The following is a 20,772-nucleotide window of genomic DNA, read 5'->3' on the forward strand; positions in this document are numbered from 1 at the left end:
CGCCGCGGCGGCCAGCCGCGGTTACCATGCTCATAAACCACACCAACAAATTCCGTTTTGTTTTCGACGGTTTATCGGCAAGGTGCGCGAATAGGGCTCCGGGTTGGCACGTCGATAGGACGTCGATCCCTCGCCACCCCTCCAGCGCACGAAAGCCGCTCCATGCCGCTCGCCCGCCTTGCCGCCGCCAGCCTCTTGCTTCTTTTCGCCGCGACAGCAGCGGGCGCGCAGGAAGATTATCCTTTTACCGGCGAATGGGAATGCGACGGCGCGCCCTTCGTCTTCACCTCGACCGTCTACAGCATCGGCGACGACAGCTACGATGTGCAGGAGGTCCAGGAGGGCTCGGACGGTTCCTATTCGCTCTTCCTGTCGGATGACGTCTATATCACGCTTTCGGAGATCACAGCGGACACGCTGGACTTCTCCTCGTCGGAAAGCGACCGCACCTTCAACTGCCGTCGTTACTAAGGATCAACCACCATGAACCGCACTCGCCTTCTCGCGCTGGTCTTTTCGTTTGGCCTCGCCTCTCCTGCTCTTGCCGATAGCTATGCGGCCATCAGCAACACGGCGATGTCGATCACCGGCGATATCGAATTCGACGATTTCGGCATCACCTTCCAGAACGGCAAGAAGATCGTCTTCGACGAGCTTATCGGCGATACGTTCGTGGTGGATGGCAGGCAGGTGCCCGCATCGGTCTACAGCGTGGCGGAGCCGAAGGACCCGGTTCTGCTCAACGGCAATCGCCTTTGCGGCGCGCCCGTCACCTATGTCGCCTCCTGGGGTGGAGCCACGGAAAACGACACGATCGTTGCCGTCTTCTCGACGGAAGACGCACCTGAGAGCAGCGACGAGATGTGCGCGTCCTATACATACGAGTAGCGGAAAGCCGGGCCTACGCCCGGCTCCCGGACGTCAGCAGGCGACCTGCAGCATGTCCATCGGACGGCGTTCCATGCGGGCGAAGACGGCGCGGATATAGTCCGCGACGGCCTGCGCCGGCGCTTCCGCCTCCTCATTGACGACGAGGCCGATGTGGTAGTGCCCCAGGTCCGGCAGCCCGTCCTTTTCACCAAGCGCCACCATATCGTCGCCGATGAGGAAGCGGGCGAGCGGAGCGACCGCGAGATCGGCGCGAATGGCGGCGCGCTGGCCCATATGGTGGGCACAGAAATAGGCGACGCGGAAATCGCGGCCCGACCGGCTCAGCTCCTCGAGCGCCTTGGCGCGCCAGATGCAGCCCTCTTCCCAGACGGAAACCGGCAGCGGCGTCTTCAGATGCGCATTGCCGCAGTTCTTGCCGGCCCAGACGAGCTGTTCCTTGAGCAGGATTTCGCCGGGAACCGGAACCGTGCCATCGGTGGCATTGAAGATCGCAAGATCCAGCCGCCGCTCGGCGACGGCGCGGCGCAGGTTGGCGCTGGTTTCGATCGAGACATTGACGGCAATGGACGGGTAGCTGTCAGCAAAGCGCCTGAGCACCTCCGGCAGGATCAGTTCGCCGACATCGTCGGGCGCACCGAGCCGCACGACGCCGTTCATCTCCGGCATCATGAAGCGTGACACCGCTTCGTTGCTGAGCGCGATCAGGCGGCGCGCATAGGAGAGCAGCACCTCGCCGTGATGGGTCAGCACCACCGAGCGCGCGTCGCGGCGGAAGAGCATGCAGCCAAGCAGTTCCTCCAGCTTCTTGATCTGCATGGAGACGGCCGACGGCGTGCGGTGCACCGTCTCGGCCGCCGTGGTGAAGTTTCCCGTCTCGGCAATCGCCACGAAGGTCTTGAGGATGTCGAGTTCCAAAAGCGGGAGCGTCTGGCGCATGAGCAGGTTCATGACATGTCTCCATGGATCAGAAATTCTGAAGCAAACTGTCACTTCATTTCGTTTGATTGAAATACGAGATGGGCGGATAGTCAACCTGCAAGCACACGAATGGAAGGAAAAACGCCATGGAAACGCAGAAATCCCATGCTGACGGCGCCAATCTTGCCGTTCTCGCCCGTGGAAACGGATTTTACTACGCAATACGGCGCTTCGTTGGCGACGCAATCGAGGCCCGCCGCCGGCGTGCCGTTGTTCGCCACACGGAGGAAGAACTGGCCCAGATGCCCGACTATCTCCAGCGGGATATCGGCTGGACGGGCGCCACCAGCCATGAAGAACGCTGATCGATCCGATCAAATATATTCGTTTGATTGATATGTAAGGCCGCGGCATAGTAACAATCAAGGTCGCGACCTTTCGAAACCTCCCAAGCTCGAAAGGAACCCTGAAAATGGCAATTGCATTGGAACACCGTCCGGTTCGGCGTGCTGTCGGCACCCCTGGTGCCGGTAGCCTGTCTCATCTCGTCCGTCACGTCTCCGAACGGATCGCTTCCGCATGGCAGCGCCATCGCGCGGAACGCGAACTGGAAAGCATGTCCTTCGACCAGCGCAAGGATATCGGTTTCCGTTCGTCGGACAAGACGACACGATGACGGAAGACTGTAACGGCGACATGCCGAAAGAAGACCACGCCAAAAACCGCCGGACATGACCTTCAAAAGTCTCTCCGGCGGTTTTCTTTTTGGGGCTAGATCATCGGGATCGCGGGTGCGACGGTGCCGGGCAGGATACCCGTCAACCGGGGATCGTCGAAAACCTCGATCTGGCGCTTTATCGGCGTAAAGCCCGAGCGGATGTAGAAATCCAGTGCCTGGGGCGAATCGAGCGTGCAGGTATGCACCCAGAACCGCCGAAGCCCCTGTCGCGCCCAGGCGCGTGCGATCGCCCGGTTCATCAGCCAACGGCCTGTTCCCTTGCCGATGACAGCCGCCGTCAGGCCGAAGAAGGCGAGTTCACCGACCCCCTCCTCGCGAAAGTCGAGTTCCAGCAGCCCTTCGCCGCGCCCATCCTTCATCACGGCATAGACCTCCACACCGGCATGGTGGACGATGGCGGCAAGCTCGTCTTCCGGCATGGCGAGGCGCGAAGCCCACAGCCATTCGGCGCCGATGCGGCCATAGAGATCGCGGTACCAGGCGATATCGATTTTCTCCATGCGCTCCAGCGTAATGCCCGGCTGCTCGGGATCCGCACGGCCGACCGGCGGCTCCAGCATTTCGAGGCAGGTCACCACGGCGGCGAGCTTGCCCGCCGGCACGTCCGAATATCCATCTGGCAGCATCGTCTCATCCTTCGAAATTCCGCTTCGTATCTGGCCGTCCAGCCGCATCTTGTCAAACGGGAACATCGGTGCACCACATGAAAAATCGCCTGTCGCAATCGGACGATGCCGCAGGCGAGGTCGCAAATGTGCTGCACTGCACAATCGCCATGAATTTGCCGGAAGCCTCTGGTATTTGAGCGATCCACAGACCCATCCAGTCGTAACCATCCTCTTTTGTGTCGCAAAAATACTAGCACGATGATTGTCCTCCCTGCGACCATCGTGACATTCCGGCCTCCAGCATGGACACAACGATGAACAAGCAAAACGTCAAGAAGCGCTCTCTCGTTTTCTTCCTCGTGCCCAACTTCTCCATGCTGCCCTTTTCGGCGGCGATCGAGACGCTGCGCATCGCCAACCGCATGCTCGGCTACGAGGCCTATACGTGGCGTCTTTCCTCCACGGACGGCCAGCAGGTTCTCTCCTCCAGCGGCATCGGCATCGAGGTGAACTCCTCGCTCGCCGACGAGCGCAAATATCTCGGCGGCGAGAGCCGACCCTCCATGGTGCTCGTCTGTTCGGGCATTTATGTCGAGGACTTCTCCAACAAGTCCGTCAATGCCTGGCTGCGCGAAGTCTATAACCGCGGCATCGCGGTCGGCTCGCTCTGTACCGGCGCCCATGTGCTCGCCCAGGCGGGCCTGCTCTCGGGCAAGCGCTGCGCCATCCACTGGGAGAACCTCCCCGGTTTCGCCGAAGCCTATCCGCAGGCCGACGTCTATGCCGACCTCTACGAAATCGACAGCAATATCTACACCTGCGCCGGCGGCACCGCCTCGCTGGACATGATGCTGAACCTGATCGACCAGGATTTTGGCGAAAACCTCGTCAACCGCGTCTGCGAACAGGCCCTCACCGACCGCGTGCGTGGCCCGCACGACCGCCAGCGCCTGCCGTTGCGCGCCCGCCTTGGGGTCCAAAACGCCAAGGTGCTGTCGATCATCGAACTGATGGAAGGTAATCTCTCCGAGCCGCTGTCGCTTTTGGAGATTGCCGACAGTGCCGATCTCTCGCGCCGCCAGATCGAGCGCCTGTTCCGCCAGGAGATGGGCCGTTCGCCGGCCCGCTACTATCTCGAAATCCGCCTCGACCGGGCGCGGCACCTGCTCGTTCAGTCCTCCATGCCGGTGGTGGAGGTGGCGGTCGCCTGCGGCTTCGTCTCCGCCTCGCACTTTTCCAAGTGCTACCGCGAACTCTACAACCGCTCGCCCCAGCAGGAGCGTGCCGAGCGCAAGCTGACCCTGTCAGCCATCGCACGCTAGACATCACTGAAAATCAAGCCTCCCCGCCCCTTCGGCGGGGATCAGCTTGCCAGTGCGTTCATCAAGGAGAGTTCGGAGAACACACGGTTCCGGCCGGCATGTTTTGCCATGTAAAGGAACTGGTCGGCGGCATTCAGATAGTTGTCGAACGTTTCCCGTTCGGCGATCACGGCAAGTCCGGCCGAGACGGTGATGGTCAGCGCCTCGCCATCGGCGATGATCGGCTGAGCTGCCAGCTCGCCGCACAGGCGCTCGCAACAATCGAGTGCCGCTTCCAGCGACATGCCGTGGAAGATGATTCCGAACTCCTCGCCGCCAAGGCGCGCCAGAAGATGCCGGTCGTTGAGCCGGTGCTTGAGGCGACGGGCGACCGCCTTCAGCACGACGTCCCCGACCTCGTGGCCGTAGGTGTCGTTGAGGCGCTTGAAGTGATCGATGTCGAGGATGGCGATCGACATGGGCTCGCCACGGCGCACCGCCTGGTCGACCAGGCGCGGACCAGCCTCGAAGAAGTAGCGGCGATTGTAGATATCGGTCAGATAATCCCGCGCGGCAATGCGATGCAGCGACTGGACGCGCTTCTGGATCGCCGCGACGTGGAAGACACGGCTGTTGAACTCTTCGACGAGGAAGGGTTTCTGGATATATTCGTCGCCACCTGCCCGCAGGAACCGGGCCGCGACCATGCGATCCGTCGCGGTGGAGAGGCCGACGACGCGCACCGTATCGTCGCCATGGCGCGTGCGGATTTCGGCCAGCAATGCGAAACCGTCCATATCGGCAAGGTCGAGATCGCAGACGACCATGTCGATGCCGCTGTTGGCATCCAGCGCCTCCAGCGCCTGAGCGCCGCTTTCGACGGCAGTGATCTGAAAGCGCTGCTTGGCGATGAGGTTTACCTGCCTTTGCAGGCTTTCAGGGTCCGAATCGACGACCAGCACACGGGTCTTGCCGCTCGTAAGGATGCGGTCCACCGCGAGCACCAGCTGCTGCATGGCGGCCGGGCTGTCCTTCACGACATAATCGAGCACGTTCTTGGCAAGGATCTGGTCGCGCGTCGCATCGCTGAACGAGCCGGTAAAGACAAGCGGCGCGATACCCTTGGAAATGACATAGTCGAGCGCCTCGCAATTGGGCGCATCGGGAAGATTGAGATCGAGAACGGCAAGCGCGAATTCCGGCGCCTCGGACTGGAAGATGGCACGCACCGCCGCCATGCTCGGGCAATGGGTGACCGCGAGGCCGAGTTCCTTTTCCAGGCGATATTTGAGCGCCGTGGAAAACATGCGTGAATCTTCCACGAGCAGCACATGCTGGCCGGAATGGCGCAGAAATGCAGGCCCTCGTTGCGGAGTTGAATCCACGTCCACCCGTCCAGTATCCTGATCTTATTGTTCCCGTCAGCGCGCATTACAAACCACTGGTTTTACCAAGTGGTTAATCCCGCGACAAATATCTCACGCTACGTGAGGGACAGATCTGGGTGAAGTTCGGACCCGGCCGGTTTTCAAGCCGTCTGGCGCAGCCGGCTCGTCCTGATCTGGGTCAGGGTGTCGAGATTCTGGTTCACCCGGCAGTAGAATTCTTCGTCGATGAACGGTCGCATGATGAAGTCGTTGCCACCGGCCTTCAGGAAGCGGGCGGAAAGCAGCCGGTCCGTCGAGGAGGAGACGCCGATGATCCGCAACTGGTGCGAGCCCGTCGTGCCACGAACGCGACGCGTCAGCTCGAAGCCGTCGATGTCGGGCATGTTGTAGTCGGTGATCATCAGCGCGATATCGGGATTGTCCTTGAGCAGCGCAAGCGCCGTTGCGCCGTTCTCCGCCACGCTGACGCGGAAATTGTAGCGCTTGAGGCGCGTCGAAAGCAGGGCGCGAGCCGTGGCGCTGTCATCGACGATCAGAACATGATGCTGATGATTGGTCAGGAAGCGGCAGACGGATTCCGCCAGCATATCGACAGCAAAGACGTTGTCCTTCAGGATATAGTCGACGATTTCCTTGGAGAGAAGCTGGTCACGCGTCGTCTGCTGGAAAGTTCCGGTGAAGACGATAGTGGGGATGCTGAGATCGACAAGGTAGTTCAGCGCCTCGCCTTTTTCCGCACCGGGCAGGTTTATGTTCGAGATTGCCAGCGTGATCTTGTCGGTGGATTTGTCATAGGCCAGTTCCAGCTCTTCGAAGCTGCGGCAAATCTCGACGTCTATGTCGAAAAGCTCCTTCAACCGCTTCGAGATCATGGACGTGAAGACATTCGAGTCCTCCGCAACAAGAATACGATGATGCGAGAGAGACGCACCGGAATACTGCATCCCGGAAATGCCGATGAACGCCATGATATGCCTTCGTAAATTGAATGTTCCCCACGCTAATGGGTAGCGGCAACCCTTTGCGAAAGCGTTAAATTTAGAGAGCATGAAAAAGCGTATCGCGTTCCTTTCTTTCGTCAATTTTTCTCCGCGTAAAGAAGAACGGCGCGGAATTTCTTCCGCGCCGTTCTTAAGGAAAATCATCGCCAGGTGTTTACTTCACCGATGCTGATCCACCCTGAATCTCGACATTCTCGCCGCCATCAAGTGCGATACGGTCGCCATTCGACAGGGTCACGAAGCAGCCGGTGGGGCAGATCGTTTCCGTCGAGCCGGGTTCAAGCGCGATTTCGATCCGGCTGCCGCCTTCGACGACGACCAGAACCTGCGTGTCGGCGTCCTTGTTGGTAACGGTGGCAGCCACGGCCGGAGCGGTCATCGCAGCCGACACGAGCAGCATCATGATCATTCGCTTCATTTTCGCCCGGCGCCAAGCGCCGCCCCTGTTCACAAGCCCGGAAGAAACACTATCGTCCCTTCAGCGGATTTGCATCACGTTTTATACGGGGTCGGCTGAATGCAGCGTGAATGCGGCGTTCATGTGCCGGAAATCAGGCCTCAGGCTCGTCCTGCGGCTTCGCGCGGCGTCGGCGTGTCGCCGGCTGCGCCACATTTTCCGTCGCCTGTTCGAGCAGCGACGTGATGAGCGCGGCACCTTCCGGAGAAATCTTGATCGGCACTTCCGGCGCGGCCGGGCCGCCGATGGCGATCTCCTCCGCGCGAAAGCGTTCGAGGACGGCGGTGCGAAGCTCCGATTTCACACCCGTGCCGTTGAGGATATCGGCGAGATATCCCCGAACTTCGAAATCCAGCGTCGCCGGTGAAAAGGCCAGGAAGACGATCACCGGTTCGGGGTTGCGCAGCAGGCCCTGCTGGCCGCGCACGACCTCGGTGAGGATTTCCTGGATCTGGCGCGGATCATTGCCGCCATGCACGCTGATGGCGACCTCGATGCGGCCGAGCTTGTTGCGATGCGTCCAGTTGCCGACCTGGCCGTTGATCAGCACGGAGTTCGGCACGATGACCGTCTGGCGCTGAAACGTCTCGATCTCGGTGGCGCGCACGGAAATGCGGCGTACAAAACCTTCCGTCGTGCCGGCAACCACCCAGTCGCCCACCTTGAAGGGGCGCTCGGCGAGCAGGATAAGGCCGGACACGAAATTCGAAACGATGTTCTGCAGGCCGAAACCGATACCGAGGGAGAGCGCACCGGCGACGAGCGCGAGGCTGGAAAGGTTTATCCCCGCGGCCGAAATACCGACCAGGCCGGCGAGCGCGACGCCGGCATAGCCGACCGCCGTGCGTACGGAATTGCGCACGCCCGCATCCACCTGGCTGCGCGCCAGCACGTTGCCGTCTATCCATTTCTGGAACCAGCGCGTGACGATGAAACCCAGCGCGAAGAGCACGATGCCCGCGAGGATGCCGACCAGCGAGATCGTGATGCTGCCGATGCGGATTTCCGTGAAAATCCGGTAGGCCCAGGATTCGATATCCGCAACCTGGAAGCCCCATTGCAGAAGCACCATCGGCACGAAGAAGACGAAGATCAGGAGATAGATGGCAAGCCCGGCGGCAAGACCGATCTGGTCGAGCGCCACCGGGCCAAGCCCGAAGCGTTCCTCCAGCCTTTTACCGACGGTCGTCGCGCCGAAGGCATCCGGCGCGGAGACGGCGCGTCCGGAGAGGAAACCGATATACATCGTCACGACGATCGCACCCGTCACCACGATCTGCGTGGCGACGAACCGCGCCATGCCGACATAGCCGAGCAGCGACGAAAAGATAAGGCCGAGGCCGGTGAGGATCAGCAGCACGAAAATGGAGCGCGGCCACGGGCGCCCCGGGGAACTCGGCGCCTCGCCCTGATGCAGCACGGGCCGGATGAAGGCGGTGACGACCAGAAGCGTACCGATGATGATCGATGCGAAGAAGCTCTTGACCACCGTCAGCACGACGGGAGAGCCGAGCACTTCGCTGATCGAACCCAGGAAATAGTCCGCACCGTTGACGATGGCCATGCTGAAGACGCAGAGCCAAAGCAGCTGAGCCCCGCGGTCGGAGATCCGCATCAGGCGCCAGTGCCCGTCGGCGGGCGAGAGAACCGCGTTGGCAAGCTGCGCGACAAAATAGACGGCAACGACCACGCCGAGCGCGATCGCGACGAGCGGCGCGATATCGGAGCGCAGGACGTTGAACGTGTCGAGGAAGAAATAGCTGGCGCCGGCGAAGGCGGCGGCGGCCATGGTGGGCAGGATGGTCGACCAGAAGGCGACCGACAGACGCGTGATATAGTGCGGCTTTTCCTGCTGCGCGGCGCGGGTGATATAGGGCGAGAACAGGCGATAGCTGCCGGAGAGCAGCACGAGCGCGGCCATCAGCGAGAGAGCGACGGCGCCGAGAAGCTGCATCCGCTTGAACTTCCAGACGAACTGCAGCCAGGCGGTCACGGTGCGGCCGAGCGTCGCCGTTTCGTTCATGACCGCGCCGGAGGCCTCGGTGAAGAGATCGGTATTGATGTCGGTTCGTTTCAGGATCGCGTCGGTGAACAGCTGCCGGCGGATTTCCGTAATGCGGTTGGAAAGCTTCGTCGCCTCGATGGAGAGATTTTCCGCCTCGCCCGTCAGCGCGTTGATCTCGTTGCGCTCGGCGGCAAGCTTCTTTCGCTCTTCCTTGACGACATCGGCCTCCGGCGGCGCGCCTTCCGGCGGCGGATCGCCCAGTTCCGCCTGGCGGGCCTTGATGGCTTCGAGACGTGGGCGCGTCGCGACCGAGATCGCGAGGATCGTCCGGTTCAGCGTTTCCGCCTCCACCTTCAGCGCAACGAGCCGGGCGTCATCCTCCTTGGCGTTGTCCACCCGCTCGCGGATGCTGCCCAGCTGCGCACCCGCCTTGTCGAGATCGGCATTGGCCTGCTCGAGCTGCGTCGTCTCTGTGGCGGGCGCGGCGGCGGTTTGTGCCACGGCGGGCGATGCCGCGAGCAGGAGAACCGCAAGAAGGACGGAGACGAGACGGTGGATCGACAACAGGCCATCCTCGGTGAACAGAAACAGGCGACGCATCGCAACCAGGCGATTCCGCTCTCCTTCTAGCCATGATTGCGGCCATTTTAAACCGGCCAGCCGCCGTTGCTAGAAACCTGCCCCCGGTTCCGCGAGGTAAGCGGCCTCTTCCCGCGTCGAAATCCGACCGAGAAAGCCGTTGCGGTGGGGGAAGCGGCCGTATTTCACAACGACGTCGCGATGCCGCACGGCATAGTCCAGATACATCTCGTCGCCATGCGCCTCGAAGAGCGCAACCGAAAGATCCTGGTCCGCGATGTCCTCGGAATGCTCGAACGGCATGTAGAAGAAATGCCGGCGGCCGTACTCGACACCCTTGTCGGCGCCGGCCTCCAGCGCCAGACGCGCCTCGCGCAGGGCGATCCAGTCGGTGGCGAAGGCCATCGGAGAGGCGCGATACATGTTGCGCGGGAGCTGGTCGAGCACGATCAGCGCGGCAAGGCGCGCCTCGGGGCTTGCGCGCCATTCCGGCGTCACCTCGCGGGAGAGCGCGAGATGGGTCGCGGCAAACCGCTCATGCACGCGTGCATCGAGCTCCGGGGTCGATTGCCACCAATCCTTTACGGTCAGCGTCTCGCACCAATAGCCAACCACGTCTTGCGGGGTTTTGATCCTGCCGTCACTCATGCGCGTCATCTCCATGCTTCTTCACCTGCGAATATGGTAGGGCGGCCGGGCGTGGCAAGGGGCGGCGTTAGCAAAGCATTTCCCCTGTTCATGAGCACCGCTTTTACCGCGCCTACGCTAGGCTTTACGGCGAAATCGGGGTGGGATGCTCCATGTTGAAATTCACCGGCCTCTCCAGGGCCAGTTACCAGAAGTCCAGCTTCGACATGCTTCTCGCTCTCGAAGGCTCGACGAAGCGCGCCTATCTCGACACGGCCGCAAATCCTGCCCCAACCATCGGCATCGGTTTCAACCTGCGCTACAATCTCGAACCGGTCCTCAAGGCGATCACCGGCAGCGGCTGGAATGCGACGCTGCAGGCGAAGCTGAAATCCGCCATCGATCTCACCTATTCCAGCGGTGAGGCCACCCTTCTCAACAGCCGGCTCGACAAAGTGATGGCCGATTGGAACGCAACACGCGATGCAAGCGCGCCGAAGACCTTCGGCTTTGCCTCGGAAGCGCAGATCAAGACGGCGCTGGCCGCCATCTCGCCGCGCTACGAGGCGGCTATTGACAGCTGGCTTTCCGGAATTCCCGCTTCCAGCGAACGCGCCGTGCTATTCAGCATGGCCTACAACGCCCCCTCCCTGCTCGGTCCGAAACTAAAGGCGGCAATCCTCGACGGCGACCGGGCCGAAGCCTGGTATGAAATCCGCTACAATTCCAACGGCAGCGGCCATGCCGGCATCGCCAATCGGCGCTATGTCGAGGCCGAGCATTTCAAGCTCTTTTCGACGGGGACGACCAACGAGGCGCTGGATGCCGGCGTGATGTATGCCGCGCACCGCGACAAGATCCTCTCCTACGAAACGCGTTTCGACGCCGACAATGCCGGCCGCATCAAGGGTATTGCCGGGATAGACGCCATCGACAAGGAATATGCGCCGGCCATTGCAAGGTTGAAAGCGGCGTATGGCATCCCGAAAGCGATGGCGCTGGAGGAGTTGCAGGTCGCCTCCACCGCGAACCGCAACCTTGCCGGCGACGGCAGCGCCTACGATTCGACACGCAACGATTCCGATCTGCTGGTGGGTACCAGCCATGCCGACACATTGCGCGGCGGACGGGGCAACGATGCCCTTGTCGGCCTCGGCGGCAATGACAAGCTTGCAGGAGACAGCGGCCATGACCGGCTGCTTGGCGGCACCGGCGCCGACACGCTGACCGGCGGCAGCGGTAACGACGCCTTTGTCTTCCGCAGCAGCGGCGAAATCGGCCTCGCCGCCGGCGCGCGCGACCGCATCACCGACTTCACACCCGGCCGCGACAAGATCGACCTCTCCGCCATCGACGCCAACGGCCCCGCTGCCGGCCATGCTTTCACTTATCTCGGCACCAGGGCGTTCACCGGCCATGCGGGGGACCTGCGCTGGTCGGCGGCGACGAACAATGGAAAGGCAGTAACCATCATCGAGGGCGATATCGACGGCAACGGGACAGCCGACTTCCGCCTGGAACTCGACGGAAAACTGGCCCTGACATCAGGCGATTTCCTGCTCTAGCGCGGGCTTGCCTTTAGGTTGCGGACGTCGCCCGCTTTCCTCGGCCGGCAGAATGCGGCCGGTGCAGGGGCCGAAACCGATCCTATACCCCTCGCCTTCAGCAAAAGCGTAGAGGCCGATCTCGTCGCCGTCCTCGATGAAGGTCCGTGTCTCGCCGTTCACCATCACCGGCTCCCTACCGCCCCTGCTCATCTCCAGGAGTGCCCCGGTCTGATCCGGACCAGGGCCCGAGATGGTGCCGGATCCCAGGAGGTCGCCGACCCGCATCGGGCAGCCCGATGCCGTGTGGTGGGCAAGCTGCTGGGCGCTTGAATAGTACATGACGTTGTAATTGGTCCGCGCCATCGCCTGACCATTCATCGTCCAGCCGATCGTCAGATCATAGAGACCGGGCTGCTTCTCCTGCAGATAGGGAAGCAGCGGATTGACCCGCTCGGCGCCAGCGCAGCGGAAGGGTTCGAGCGCCGCCTGCGTCACGATCCAGGGGCCGATGGTCGTGCCAAGGGCCTTGGACTGGAACGGGCCGAGGGGCTGGTACTCCCAGGCCTGGATGTCGCGCGCCGACCAGTCGTTCAGCAACACGTAGCCAAAAATCATCTCCTCGGCCTGCTCGACGGAGAGCCGTGCGCCCATCGCACTGTCTGCGCCGACGATTGCACCGAGTTCGAGTTCAAGGTCCAGACGACGGCAGGCCGTCCATTCCGGCCCGCTTTCGCCCTTGACCTGCCCCATGGGGCGGCGGATCGGCGTGCCTGAAACGACAACCGACGAGGCGCGCCCATTGTAGCCGATGGGCATATGCGTCCACTGGGGCGGCAACGCATTCTCCGGTCCGCGAAACAGCACACCAACGTTGAAGGCATGGTTCTTCGAGGCGTAGAAATCGGTGAACTCGCTCACCCGGATCGGCATATGCAGCGTGGCGTCGGCCATCGGAAGCAGCGGCAGATCACCGGCCGCGCCTTCGCTCAGAAGCGCGGTCAGTTCCGCGCGGATCTCAGCCCATTTAGAGCGTCCCAGCGCAATGAACTCATTGAGCCGCGAAGCGGCGAAGGTTCCGCCCGCGTCGAGCAGGCCACACGCTTCGCAGGCGGCCAGATCAAGAATCCGGTCCCCGATTGCCACACCGCAGCGCGGTGCGGTGCCATCGGTCGAAAACACGCCGTAAGGCAGGTTCTGTATGGAAAAATCGCAGTCCGGCGCGTTGGCGGCCGCGATCCGGCTGCGCAGAGGCGTGGCCATGTCTATCTCCTCGTGGCCGATCCGGCCGCCGCACAACTGTGTTTGCGGAGCGCCCGCGGCCAAATCGAGAGCGCTCCGACCGTGTAATCTATGGCGGGCGATGTCACTTGATGCCGGGCTTGCCGTCGAACGTCTTCTCGAGGCGATCCCAGACCTCGATATATTCTTCCTGCATCGGCGCTTCCCTGGCTGCGAATTCCGTCAGGTGCTGCGGGAAACGCGTTTCGAACATGAAACTCATGGTTTCCTCAAGCTTCTCGGGCTTCAGAGCAGCGTTCGACGCCCCCTCGAAAGCATCCTTGTCCGGACCGTGCGGCAGCATGCAATTGTGCAGGCTGATGCCGCCGGGCGCAAAACCTTGCGGCTTGGCGTCGTAGATGCCGTAGATATTGCCCATCAGCTCCGACATGATGTTCTTGTGGTACCAGGGCGGCCGGAACGAGTGCTCGGCGACCAGCCAGCGTTCCCGGAACAGCACGAAGTCGATATTCGCCGTGCCTTCCTGCCCGGACGGCGCCGTCAGCACCGTGAAGATCGACGGGTCCGGGTGGTCGAAGAGGATCGCACCAACAGGCGAATAGGTTCTGAGGTCGTATTTGTAGGCGCAATAGTTGCCGTGCCAGGCGACGACGTCGAGCGGGCTGTGGTTGATCCAGGTCTCGTGGAACTGGCCGCACCACTTGATGACCACGCGCGACCGCACCTCGCGATCCTCGAAAGCCGCCACCGGGCATTTGAAGTCGCGCGGGTTGGCAAGGCAGTTGGCGCCGATGGGGCCGCGTCCCGGCAGCTCGAACTTCTGGCCGTAGTTCTCGCAGATGAACCCGCGGCAAGGCCCTTCCAGCACTTCGACGCGATAGACGAGGCCGCGTGGCAGGATGGCGACCTCCCGGGGCTCGAGGTCGATGACGCCCAGTTCTGTGCAGAAGCGCAACCGGCCCTCCTGCGGCACCACCAGCAGCTCGCTGTCGGCGGAGAAGAAATACTCGTCCTCCATCGAACGGGTGATCAGGTAGACGTGGCTTGCCATGCCGATCTGGATGTTGACGTCACCGGCGGTCGTCATGGTGCGCATGCCCGTGATCCAGGTCAGGTCCTCATCCGCGCCCGGCAGCGGGATCGGGTCCCAGCGGTACTGGCCGAGGCTCATGATGTTCTTACGGTTGGGATCATGCGGCAGGATGTTCGGCGCCGTCTTCCAATAGGGCACGTCGATCGCGCTGAAGCGCCCGGTGTGATGGACCGAGGGCCGGATGCGGTAGCACCAGGTCCGCTCGTTTTTGCCGCGCGGCGCCGTGAAGGCCGTGCCGGAAAGCTGTTCGGCATAAAGACCGTACTCGCACTTCTGGGGCGAGTTCTGGCCCTGCGGCAGCGCACCCGGCAAGGCCTCGGTCTCGAAGTCGTTGCCAAAGCCGGGCATGTAGCCCTCGACCGTGCCGGTCGCGATCGCGGAACGGACCATGCCCTGGGGCAAATCGTGTTTGGTCATCCGGATACCCTCCAATATCGTTGCCATTGCAATGAAAATAACGTTGCTATCGCAACGATGTCAATCACGGAATTCGGCGTGGCGGATTTTGTTGTAAAAGCAATGGTTGTCTGCTTTTCTCCCGCTCCAAGGAGACGCACATGTCATTCGATCTCGACCAGTTCCTGCCCTATCGCCTCAGCGTCGCCGCAGCCCAGGTGAGCCGCCGTTTCGCCGCCCGCTACGCGGCAGAGGCAGGACTGACCGTGCCCGAATGGCGGGTGCTGGCGCATCTGAACAAGTCCGGGCCCGTCAGCGTGCGCGACATCAATGCGCGCGTCAATCTCGACAAATCGATGGTCAGCCGTGCCGCCATGCGGCTGGAGCAGGCCGGCTATCTGCGCAAGTCCACGCATGAAACCGATCTGCGGCTGGTGGTGCTGGAGCTGACTGAAAGCGGCAAGGACCTGATGCAACGCCTTGGCACGATCGCCGAGGCTTTCCAGCAGGAATTGCTCGCCGAACTCGGCGAAGATGCGCCGATCCTGCGCGATGCGGTAGAAAAGATCATTCGCCAGAAGGAGTGACCGGGACGACGGTCAACGACCGGCGCGTAACGGCGATCACGACAGGTCCATGAGGAAAAAACTCTCTCCCAAGAGAGATTCCTGCGAGATCGATCCGTGCGCACAGTTTGGCCGCCACATGGCACTAGCCGGGGAACTGGAGGCATTGCCCGTCACAGGAAAGCGCCCTGTCATCCGGCACCCGCGCCAAGCGGCCTGCACCGGATGCTCCGGGAAATAGGCGAACCTTACTTCTGGATTTGCTGCTGATCCAACCACGCCGAGACGCGTTCGATCGTCTCACGCTCCTGCGGAGCCTGCGTTGAAAATGCGTCAAGCACGTTTGCCTGCGGCGCATGGCCAGCAACGACCCTCATGCTGTCGCCAAGTCCGTAGCCGCCATGGGTGACGAGCGGGACGATCGTCTTGCCCGACAGATCGTGGGTCGAGAGGAAAGACCGGATCACCGGAGGCGCGGTCATGCCCCAGATCGGAAACCCGAGGAAGACAGTGGAATAGCGGGCGATCGTGTCGGCTGTCGTCTTGAGGAGAGGCTCGTAGCCACGATCGCGCTCCTGCTGCGCCTGCGCGACCGTCGCGAAATAGTCGTCCGGATAGGGGATATCCGGCTCGATTTCGAACAGGTCGGCCCCCAGCGCCCGACGAACCTGTCCGGCGACGACCCGCGTGTTCCCGCTGCGCGAGAAGCACGCCACCAGCGTCTTTGACGTGCCTTGGGCCGCGGCGGAGGTTCCGCCGGCGGCTAAAGACAGAAGAAGCGGCGTCATGAGAAGGCCTCTTCGGGTCACATCGGCGAATTCGGTCACGGTTGCGCCACCTCCCCGTCAATGCCCGGTCATCTTCAGCACGGCTTCGGGCAGACGTTCGCCCTGGACGTCGATCTTCGAAGCTTCGGCGTCGATTTCCGCGAGATCCTCGACAGTCAGATCAAGGTCGACCGCGCCAAGGTTCTCTTCCAGACGGTGCAGCTTGGTGGTGCCGGGGATCGGCACGATCCACGGCCTCTGGGCCAAAAGCCAGGCAAGCGCGACCTGCGCCGGTGTCGCGCCCTTGCGATCGGCAACGCCCTTGACCACGCCGACCAACGCCATGTTGGCCTTGCGGGCCTCCGGCGAGAAGCGCGGCACCAGATTGCGGAAATCGTCCTTCTCGAATGTCGTGTTCTCGTCGATCTTGCCGGCGAGGAAGCCGGCGCCGAGCGGGCTGAAGGGAACGAAACCGATGCCCAGTTCCTCCAGCGCCGGCAGAAGTTCGGCTTCCGGTCCGCGCCAGAACAGGGAATATTCGCTCTGCACCGCAGTCACCGGCTGTATGGCATGGGCGCGGCGGATGGTTCGGACGCCGGCCTCCGACAGGCCGAAATGCTTGACCTTGCCTTCGGCGATAAGATCCTTGACCGCGCCTGCGACATCCTCGATCGGCACGTTCAAATCGACGCGATGCTGATAAAATAGATCGATGCAATCCGTCCTCAGGCGTTTCAGCGCCGCCTCGGCAACCGCCTTGATATGCTCCGGGCGGCTGTTGGTGCCACCGGTGCGCGCGCCTGTTTCAAGATCGATGTCGAAGCCGAACTTGGTGGCGATGACGACCTTGTCCCGGATCGGCTGAAGCGCTTCACCGAGCAGCGCCTCGTTGGAAAACGGGCCATAGGCTTCGGCCGTGTCGAAGAAGGTGACGCCACGGTCATGCGCACCGTGGATGAGCCTGATCATCTCCCCCTTGTCCGGACTGGCGCCGTAGACGCCCGTCATGCCCATGCAGCCGAGGCCGAGGGCCGAGACCTCGAGATTGCCGATCTGTCTGTGTTTCATTGTGAAGGCTCCTTCACGTCTTCTCGGGTGCTTCGACATTCGAGAATGCCAGAACAGCGTCGGGCAGACGCTGGCCGCGCACCGCGATCGCCGCCACCGCCATATTGAGTTCACCGGCCTCCTCGGGCGTGAAGCCGATCGCGGCTGCACCGATATTCTCCAGCATATGCGCCATTTGTGTCGTGCCGGGTATCGGAACGATCCATGACTTTTGCGCCATCAGCCATGCCAGGGCGATCTGCGCCCTGGTGGCCTGCTTCCTCTCGGCCCAGTCGCCGAGCAGCTTCACCAGCGCCAGGTTCGCCGGCAGGTTTTCCGGCGAGAAGCGCGTTTCGATCCCACGGATATCACCCTCGGCAAAACGCGTCCGCGCATCGATCGCGCCCGTCAAGAAGCCGACGCCGAGCGGGCTCCACGACACGAAGCCGATGCCGAGCTCCTCGCAGACGGAAAGCACCTGATCCTCCGGCCCGCGCCAGAGCATCGAATACTCGCTCTGGACCGCCGAAACCGGAAGCGCGGCATGCGCACGGCGCAATGTCTTGAGCCCCATCTCTGAGAGCCCCCAATGCAGGACCTTGCCCTGCTCCATCAGATCCTTGACGGCGCCCGCGACATCTTCGATTGGAACTTCGGGATCGACGCGGTGCTGGTACAGGAGATCGATGCGGTCGGTGCGCAGGCGCTTGAGCATGCCCTCAACCGCCTGTTTGATGCGCTCCGGACGGCTGATGAGGCCCGGGCGCCGCTCGCCGGTTTCCAGGTCGATGTTCCAGCCGAATTTCGAGGTGATCACGACCTTGTCGCGGAACGGCGCGATGGCTTCACCGAGGATGCGCTCGCATTCATGCGGGCCGTAGGCCTCCGCGGTGTCGAAAAAGGTGACGCCGCGGTCATGGGCCGTGCGGATGATGTTGATCATCTCCGGCCGCGACGGAATGGTCGTCTGATAGGTGCGGCGCATGTTCTGGACGCCAAGGCCGACGCTCGACACCTCCAGCGTCCCAAGTTTGCGGCGACCGTCCAGCGAGACTACCATAGCGCCATTCACGCCGCCGGTCTGCGCAGATGCCTGCGAACCAGCGGCGGCGAGAAAGGGCATGGATGCGAGACCGCCCGCCGCGCCGAGAAAGCTGCGGCGGCCCATGGTCGGAATGCTCTCGTTCGTCATGTCTGCGTGTCCTTCCAGCGCCAAATTCGATTGATTTCAAATTTAGCGCCTGCCCCGGGCCGCGATTAGACGGTATAATGTGCATGAGCCTTTTAGCTGAGCTAACAAATACCGCATGGAAAACTTCAACGACCTCGCCGCATTCGCCATCGTCGCACGAGAAAAAAGTTTTACGCGCGCCGCGGCAAAACTTCGCGTGTCGCCGTCAGCGTTGAGCCAGACCATCCGCAATCTCGAAGAGAGATTGGGCCTGAGACTGCTGACCCGCACAACCCGCAGCGTCGCCTCGACCGAGGCTGGCGAACGACTGCTGCGTACCGTCGCGCCGCGATTCGAGGAAATCGAAGCGGAGCTTGCTGCGTTGAGCGAACTTCGTGACAAGCCGGCCGGCACGGTCCGCATCACGGCCGGCGAGCATCCCGCGATCTCCGTCCTGCAGCCTGCGCTAAAACGCTTCCTGCCCGATTATCCCGACATCCGGGTCGAGATCATCATAGACTACGGCCTCACCGATATCGTCGCCGAGGGTTATGACGCCGGCGTCCGCATGGGGGAGCAGGTGGCCAAGGACATGATTGCCGTGCGCATCGGCCCAGACATGCGCATGGCCGTCGTCGCCGCGCCCGCCTACTTCGAGCGAAACCCGCCGCCGCAGACGCCGCAGGATCTGACCAGCCACACCTGCATCAACGTTCGCCTGCCGACTTATGGGGGATTGTTTCCGTGGGGACTGGAAAAGGATGGGCGCGAGGTGAACGTTCGGGGCGAAGGCCAGTTGGTCTTCAACAGCCTCAGCATGCGGCTCTCCTCGGCGCTTGACGGCCTTGGCGTCGCCTATGTGCCCGAAGACCAGGTGCTTGCGCATATCGTCGAGGGCCGACTGCTGCGGGTTCTGGAGGATTGGTGCCCCGTCTTCCCCGGCTATCACCTCTATTATCCGAGCCGCCGGCAACAATCGCCGGCACTGGCACTTCTGGTGGACGTATTCAGGTATCGCGGTGGCTGACCGGAACATTCTCGATGGATTCGTTCCGAACATCAGCCCCTGCGCGAAAGGCTGGAGAAGCGATTTCAAGCGGTGAGGTTGTGCGGTCCCATGCACTCCTGTTCGTGCAAGGGTCAACTGGCTTCGGAACAACAAGGATCCCTACACCCACACGGATGCGCCTTCGGGAAGGCCTCTCCACCATCGACGGTGGAGACGTTTCCGTATTCTATCAAAGAAAGAAGAAATCAGCGTAACCATTTATCTCATAAGAGAAAAATGGTGGGTGATCACGGGCTCGAACCGTGGACCCGCTGATTAAGAGTCAGCTGCTCTACCAACTGAGCTAATCACCCACTTGACCGCTCCAGCGGTCTGACGGGGCGTATAAAGGCCTTCTTGGACCTTGTCTATACCGCAACCGGAAAAAACATGCGCCAGCGCAAAATTTCTTCCGCAGCGCAAAACAACCGTCACAAATCCAGCATTCCCGATGCGATGCGAACGGCCTCGCCGCCGATACGCGCGCCGGCAATCGCGCCACCGGAAACATCGAGATGCAGATGGATATGCGAGGGCCGCCCCATTTCGACGCCCTGCTCGATCAGGAACGGGTGATGGCCGTCCACCAGCTTGTCGAAGAAATGGATGGCGCCGGACATGGCGGCAACGGCAGCGCCGGTCGCCGGGTCTTCGGTAATCCCCATGTCAGGCGCAAACATGCGGGTATGGAATTTTGCGAGATGGTTCACACCGCCGCGGCAATAGAGATAGGCGGAGGCAAGCCGGCCCTCGGCGAAGGGTGCGCAGCGCTCCCAGAGCACCGGGTCGAAATCCACGGCAGCAGCGGCCGCGAGATCGTGCACGGGGATCATCACGAAGGCGACACCCGCGCTCCAGAGCGAAGGCACGTGATTCTCGAACCCGATCTGTCCGGGTTTCAGGCTGAAGGCATCGGCAAGCGCCTGGCGCTCGAACGTGGCGTCGAGCCGCAAGGATTTGCGCGGCACGTCGAACTCGGCGAAGGCGGCCTTCTGGCCGCCGACCTTCACGGCGCAGCGTACCGGGCCGACATTCTCCTCGAGAACGTTCACCAGATCACGCGTTCCGCCGCCATTGCCGTTGCCCTCACCCGCCTCCGCAATCGCAATCGCCGCGCCGACCGTCGGGTGGCCGGCGAAAGGCAGCTCACGGCCGGGCGTGAAGATGCGCAGGCGTGCGGCATGCGCCGGATTTTCCGGCGCCTTCACAAAAACCGTTTCGGAGAGGTTGAACTCGCCGGCGATACGCTGCATCGCGGCGTCCTCGAGGCCGTCGGCATCGAAGACGACGGCCAGCGGATTGCCGGCAAGCCGCGTGTCGGTGAAGACGTCGTAGATCGCGTAGCGACGGGACAAGGCATTCTCCCTATTCAGTTTTTGCCGCG

General features: G+C 62.2%; 21 protein-coding genes and 1 tRNA gene. 8 read left to right on the forward strand and 14 right to left on the reverse strand.

Annotated features, from left to right (window positions below):
• The first annotated feature begins 162 nt into the window (after nucleotides 1-162).
• The gene (locus MUO32_RS12290) at nucleotides 163-471 is read left to right on the forward strand and encodes a hypothetical protein (protein ID WP_257948587.1); all 309 of its coding nucleotides are present in this window, start codon (nucleotides 163-165) and stop codon (nucleotides 469-471) included.
• 12 nt (nucleotides 472-483) lie between these two features.
• Nucleotides 484-888 carry a hypothetical protein gene (locus MUO32_RS12295; protein WP_257948588.1) on the forward strand — a complete coding sequence of 135 codons (405 nt, stop codon included), beginning with the start codon at nucleotides 484-486 and terminating at the stop codon, nucleotides 886-888.
• Between the two features lie 33 nt (nucleotides 889-921).
• Here the strand turns inward: MUO32_RS12295 and MUO32_RS12300 are convergent, their stop codons facing one another.
• Nucleotides 922-1,839, reverse strand: a complete 918-nt coding sequence (locus MUO32_RS12300; protein ID WP_257948589.1) for a LysR family transcriptional regulator — start codon at nucleotides 1,837-1,839, stop codon at nucleotides 922-924.
• 116 nt (nucleotides 1,840-1,955) lie between these two features.
• On the opposite strand from MUO32_RS12300, the gene MUO32_RS12305 reads away from it, so the two are divergent.
• Nucleotides 1,956-2,174 carry a hypothetical protein gene (locus MUO32_RS12305; protein WP_257948590.1) on the forward strand — a complete coding sequence of 73 codons (219 nt, stop codon included), beginning with the start codon at nucleotides 1,956-1,958 and terminating at the stop codon, nucleotides 2,172-2,174.
• Between the two features lie 107 nt (nucleotides 2,175-2,281).
• Entirely contained in the window at nucleotides 2,282-2,485 is a 204-nt protein-coding gene (locus MUO32_RS12310; protein WP_257948591.1) for a hypothetical protein, read from the forward strand.
• 95 nt (nucleotides 2,486-2,580) lie between these two features.
• Here MUO32_RS12310 and MUO32_RS12315 read toward each other — a convergent pair whose 3' ends face one another.
• Nucleotides 2,581-3,174: a GNAT family N-acetyltransferase gene (locus MUO32_RS12315; protein ID WP_257948592.1), complete on the reverse strand. Its 594-nt coding sequence runs from the start codon at nucleotides 3,172-3,174 to the stop codon at nucleotides 2,581-2,583.
• Nucleotides 3,175-3,470: 296 nt separating this feature from the next.
• Between MUO32_RS12315 and MUO32_RS12320 the strand changes: the two genes are divergently transcribed.
• Nucleotides 3,471-4,478, forward strand: coding sequence for a GlxA family transcriptional regulator (locus MUO32_RS12320; protein WP_257948593.1), 1,008 nt, complete (start codon nucleotides 3,471-3,473; stop codon nucleotides 4,476-4,478).
• Nucleotides 4,479-4,519: 41 nt separating this feature from the next.
• On the opposite strand, the gene MUO32_RS12325 is transcribed toward MUO32_RS12320, so the two are convergent.
• The 5 genes from MUO32_RS12325 to MUO32_RS12345 all read right to left on the reverse strand — a co-directional run bounded on the left by MUO32_RS12325 (nucleotide 4,520) and on the right by MUO32_RS12345 (nucleotide 10,535).
• Entirely contained in the window at nucleotides 4,520-5,764 is a 1,245-nt protein-coding gene (locus tag MUO32_RS12325; RefSeq protein ID WP_257948594.1) for a diguanylate cyclase, read from the reverse strand.
• A 221-nt stretch (nucleotides 5,765-5,985) separates the two neighbouring features.
• The gene (locus MUO32_RS12330) at nucleotides 5,986-6,813 is read right to left on the reverse strand and encodes a response regulator (RefSeq protein WP_257948595.1); all 828 of its coding nucleotides are present in this window, start codon (nucleotides 6,811-6,813) and stop codon (nucleotides 5,986-5,988) included.
• Nucleotides 6,814-7,000: 187 nt separating this feature from the next.
• Nucleotides 7,001-7,264: a hypothetical protein gene (locus MUO32_RS12335; RefSeq protein ID WP_257948596.1), complete on the reverse strand. Its 264-nt coding sequence runs from the start codon at nucleotides 7,262-7,264 to the stop codon at nucleotides 7,001-7,003.
• 133 nt (nucleotides 7,265-7,397) lie between these two features.
• On the reverse strand, nucleotides 7,398-9,908 hold the full coding sequence (locus MUO32_RS12340; RefSeq protein ID WP_257948597.1) for a mechanosensitive ion channel family protein: 2,511 nt from the start codon (nucleotides 9,906-9,908) through the stop codon (nucleotides 7,398-7,400).
• Between the two features lie 69 nt (nucleotides 9,909-9,977).
• Nucleotides 9,978-10,535: a DUF924 family protein gene (locus tag MUO32_RS12345; RefSeq protein WP_257948598.1), complete on the reverse strand. Its 558-nt coding sequence runs from the start codon at nucleotides 10,533-10,535 to the stop codon at nucleotides 9,978-9,980.
• A 152-nt stretch (nucleotides 10,536-10,687) separates the two neighbouring features.
• Here MUO32_RS12345 and MUO32_RS29300 point away from each other — a divergent pair, with 152 nt between their 5' ends.
• The gene (locus MUO32_RS29300) at nucleotides 10,688-12,079 is read left to right on the forward strand and encodes a calcium-binding protein (RefSeq protein WP_308311282.1); all 1,392 of its coding nucleotides are present in this window, start codon (nucleotides 10,688-10,690) and stop codon (nucleotides 12,077-12,079) included.
• On the opposite strand, the gene fahA is transcribed toward MUO32_RS29300, so the two are convergent.
• A complete protein-coding gene (gene fahA / locus MUO32_RS12355) occupies nucleotides 12,059-13,321 on the reverse strand; it encodes a fumarylacetoacetase (protein WP_257948599.1) in 1,263 nt (420 codons plus the stop codon). The two genes, MUO32_RS29300 and fahA, sit on opposite strands and share 21 nt — an antisense overlap.
• Before the next feature lie 103 nt (nucleotides 13,322-13,424).
• A complete protein-coding gene (gene hmgA / locus MUO32_RS12360; RefSeq protein ID WP_257949212.1) occupies nucleotides 13,425-14,783 on the reverse strand; it encodes a homogentisate 1,2-dioxygenase in 1,359 nt (452 codons plus the stop codon).
• A gap of 167 nt (nucleotides 14,784-14,950) precedes the next feature.
• Here hmgA and MUO32_RS12365 point away from each other — a divergent pair, with 167 nt between their 5' ends.
• On the forward strand, nucleotides 14,951-15,376 hold the full coding sequence (locus MUO32_RS12365) for a MarR family winged helix-turn-helix transcriptional regulator (protein WP_257948600.1): 426 nt from the start codon (nucleotides 14,951-14,953) through the stop codon (nucleotides 15,374-15,376).
• 227 nt (nucleotides 15,377-15,603) lie between these two features.
• Here the strand turns inward: MUO32_RS12365 and MUO32_RS12370 are convergent, their stop codons facing one another.
• Genes MUO32_RS12370 through MUO32_RS12380 form a run of 3 tightly spaced genes read right to left on the reverse strand, consistent with a single transcriptional unit; the run spans nucleotide 15,604 to nucleotide 18,361 of the window.
• Nucleotides 15,604-16,143: a flavodoxin gene (locus MUO32_RS12370; protein WP_257948601.1), complete on the reverse strand. Its 540-nt coding sequence runs from the start codon at nucleotides 16,141-16,143 to the stop codon at nucleotides 15,604-15,606.
• A 57-nt stretch (nucleotides 16,144-16,200) separates the two neighbouring features.
• On the reverse strand, nucleotides 16,201-17,190 hold the full coding sequence (locus tag MUO32_RS12375) for an aldo/keto reductase (protein ID WP_257948602.1): 990 nt from the start codon (nucleotides 17,188-17,190) through the stop codon (nucleotides 16,201-16,203).
• A 13-nt stretch (nucleotides 17,191-17,203) separates the two neighbouring features.
• Nucleotides 17,204-18,361, reverse strand: a complete 1,158-nt coding sequence (locus MUO32_RS12380) for an aldo/keto reductase (protein ID WP_257948603.1) — start codon at nucleotides 18,359-18,361, stop codon at nucleotides 17,204-17,206.
• A 115-nt stretch (nucleotides 18,362-18,476) separates the two neighbouring features.
• Between MUO32_RS12380 and MUO32_RS12385 the strand changes: the two genes are divergently transcribed.
• Nucleotides 18,477-19,367 (forward strand): LysR substrate-binding domain-containing protein, encoded by an 891-nt coding sequence (locus tag MUO32_RS12385; protein WP_257948605.1) that lies wholly within the window; start codon nucleotides 18,477-18,479, stop codon nucleotides 19,365-19,367.
• 259 nt (nucleotides 19,368-19,626) lie between these two features.
• Here MUO32_RS12385 and MUO32_RS12390 read toward each other — a convergent pair.
• A tRNA-Lys gene (locus tag MUO32_RS12390) sits at nucleotides 19,627-19,702 on the reverse strand.
• A 117-nt stretch (nucleotides 19,703-19,819) separates the two neighbouring features.
• Nucleotides 19,820-20,743, reverse strand: coding sequence for a PhzF family phenazine biosynthesis protein (locus tag MUO32_RS12395; RefSeq protein ID WP_257948606.1), 924 nt, complete (start codon nucleotides 20,741-20,743; stop codon nucleotides 19,820-19,822).
• Nucleotides 20,744-20,772: the final 29 nt, after the last annotated feature.

It is taken from the genome of Shinella sp. CPCC 101442 (assembly GCF_024704725.1).
In the GTDB taxonomy this organism is placed as follows: Bacteria; Pseudomonadota; Alphaproteobacteria; order Rhizobiales; family Rhizobiaceae; genus Shinella.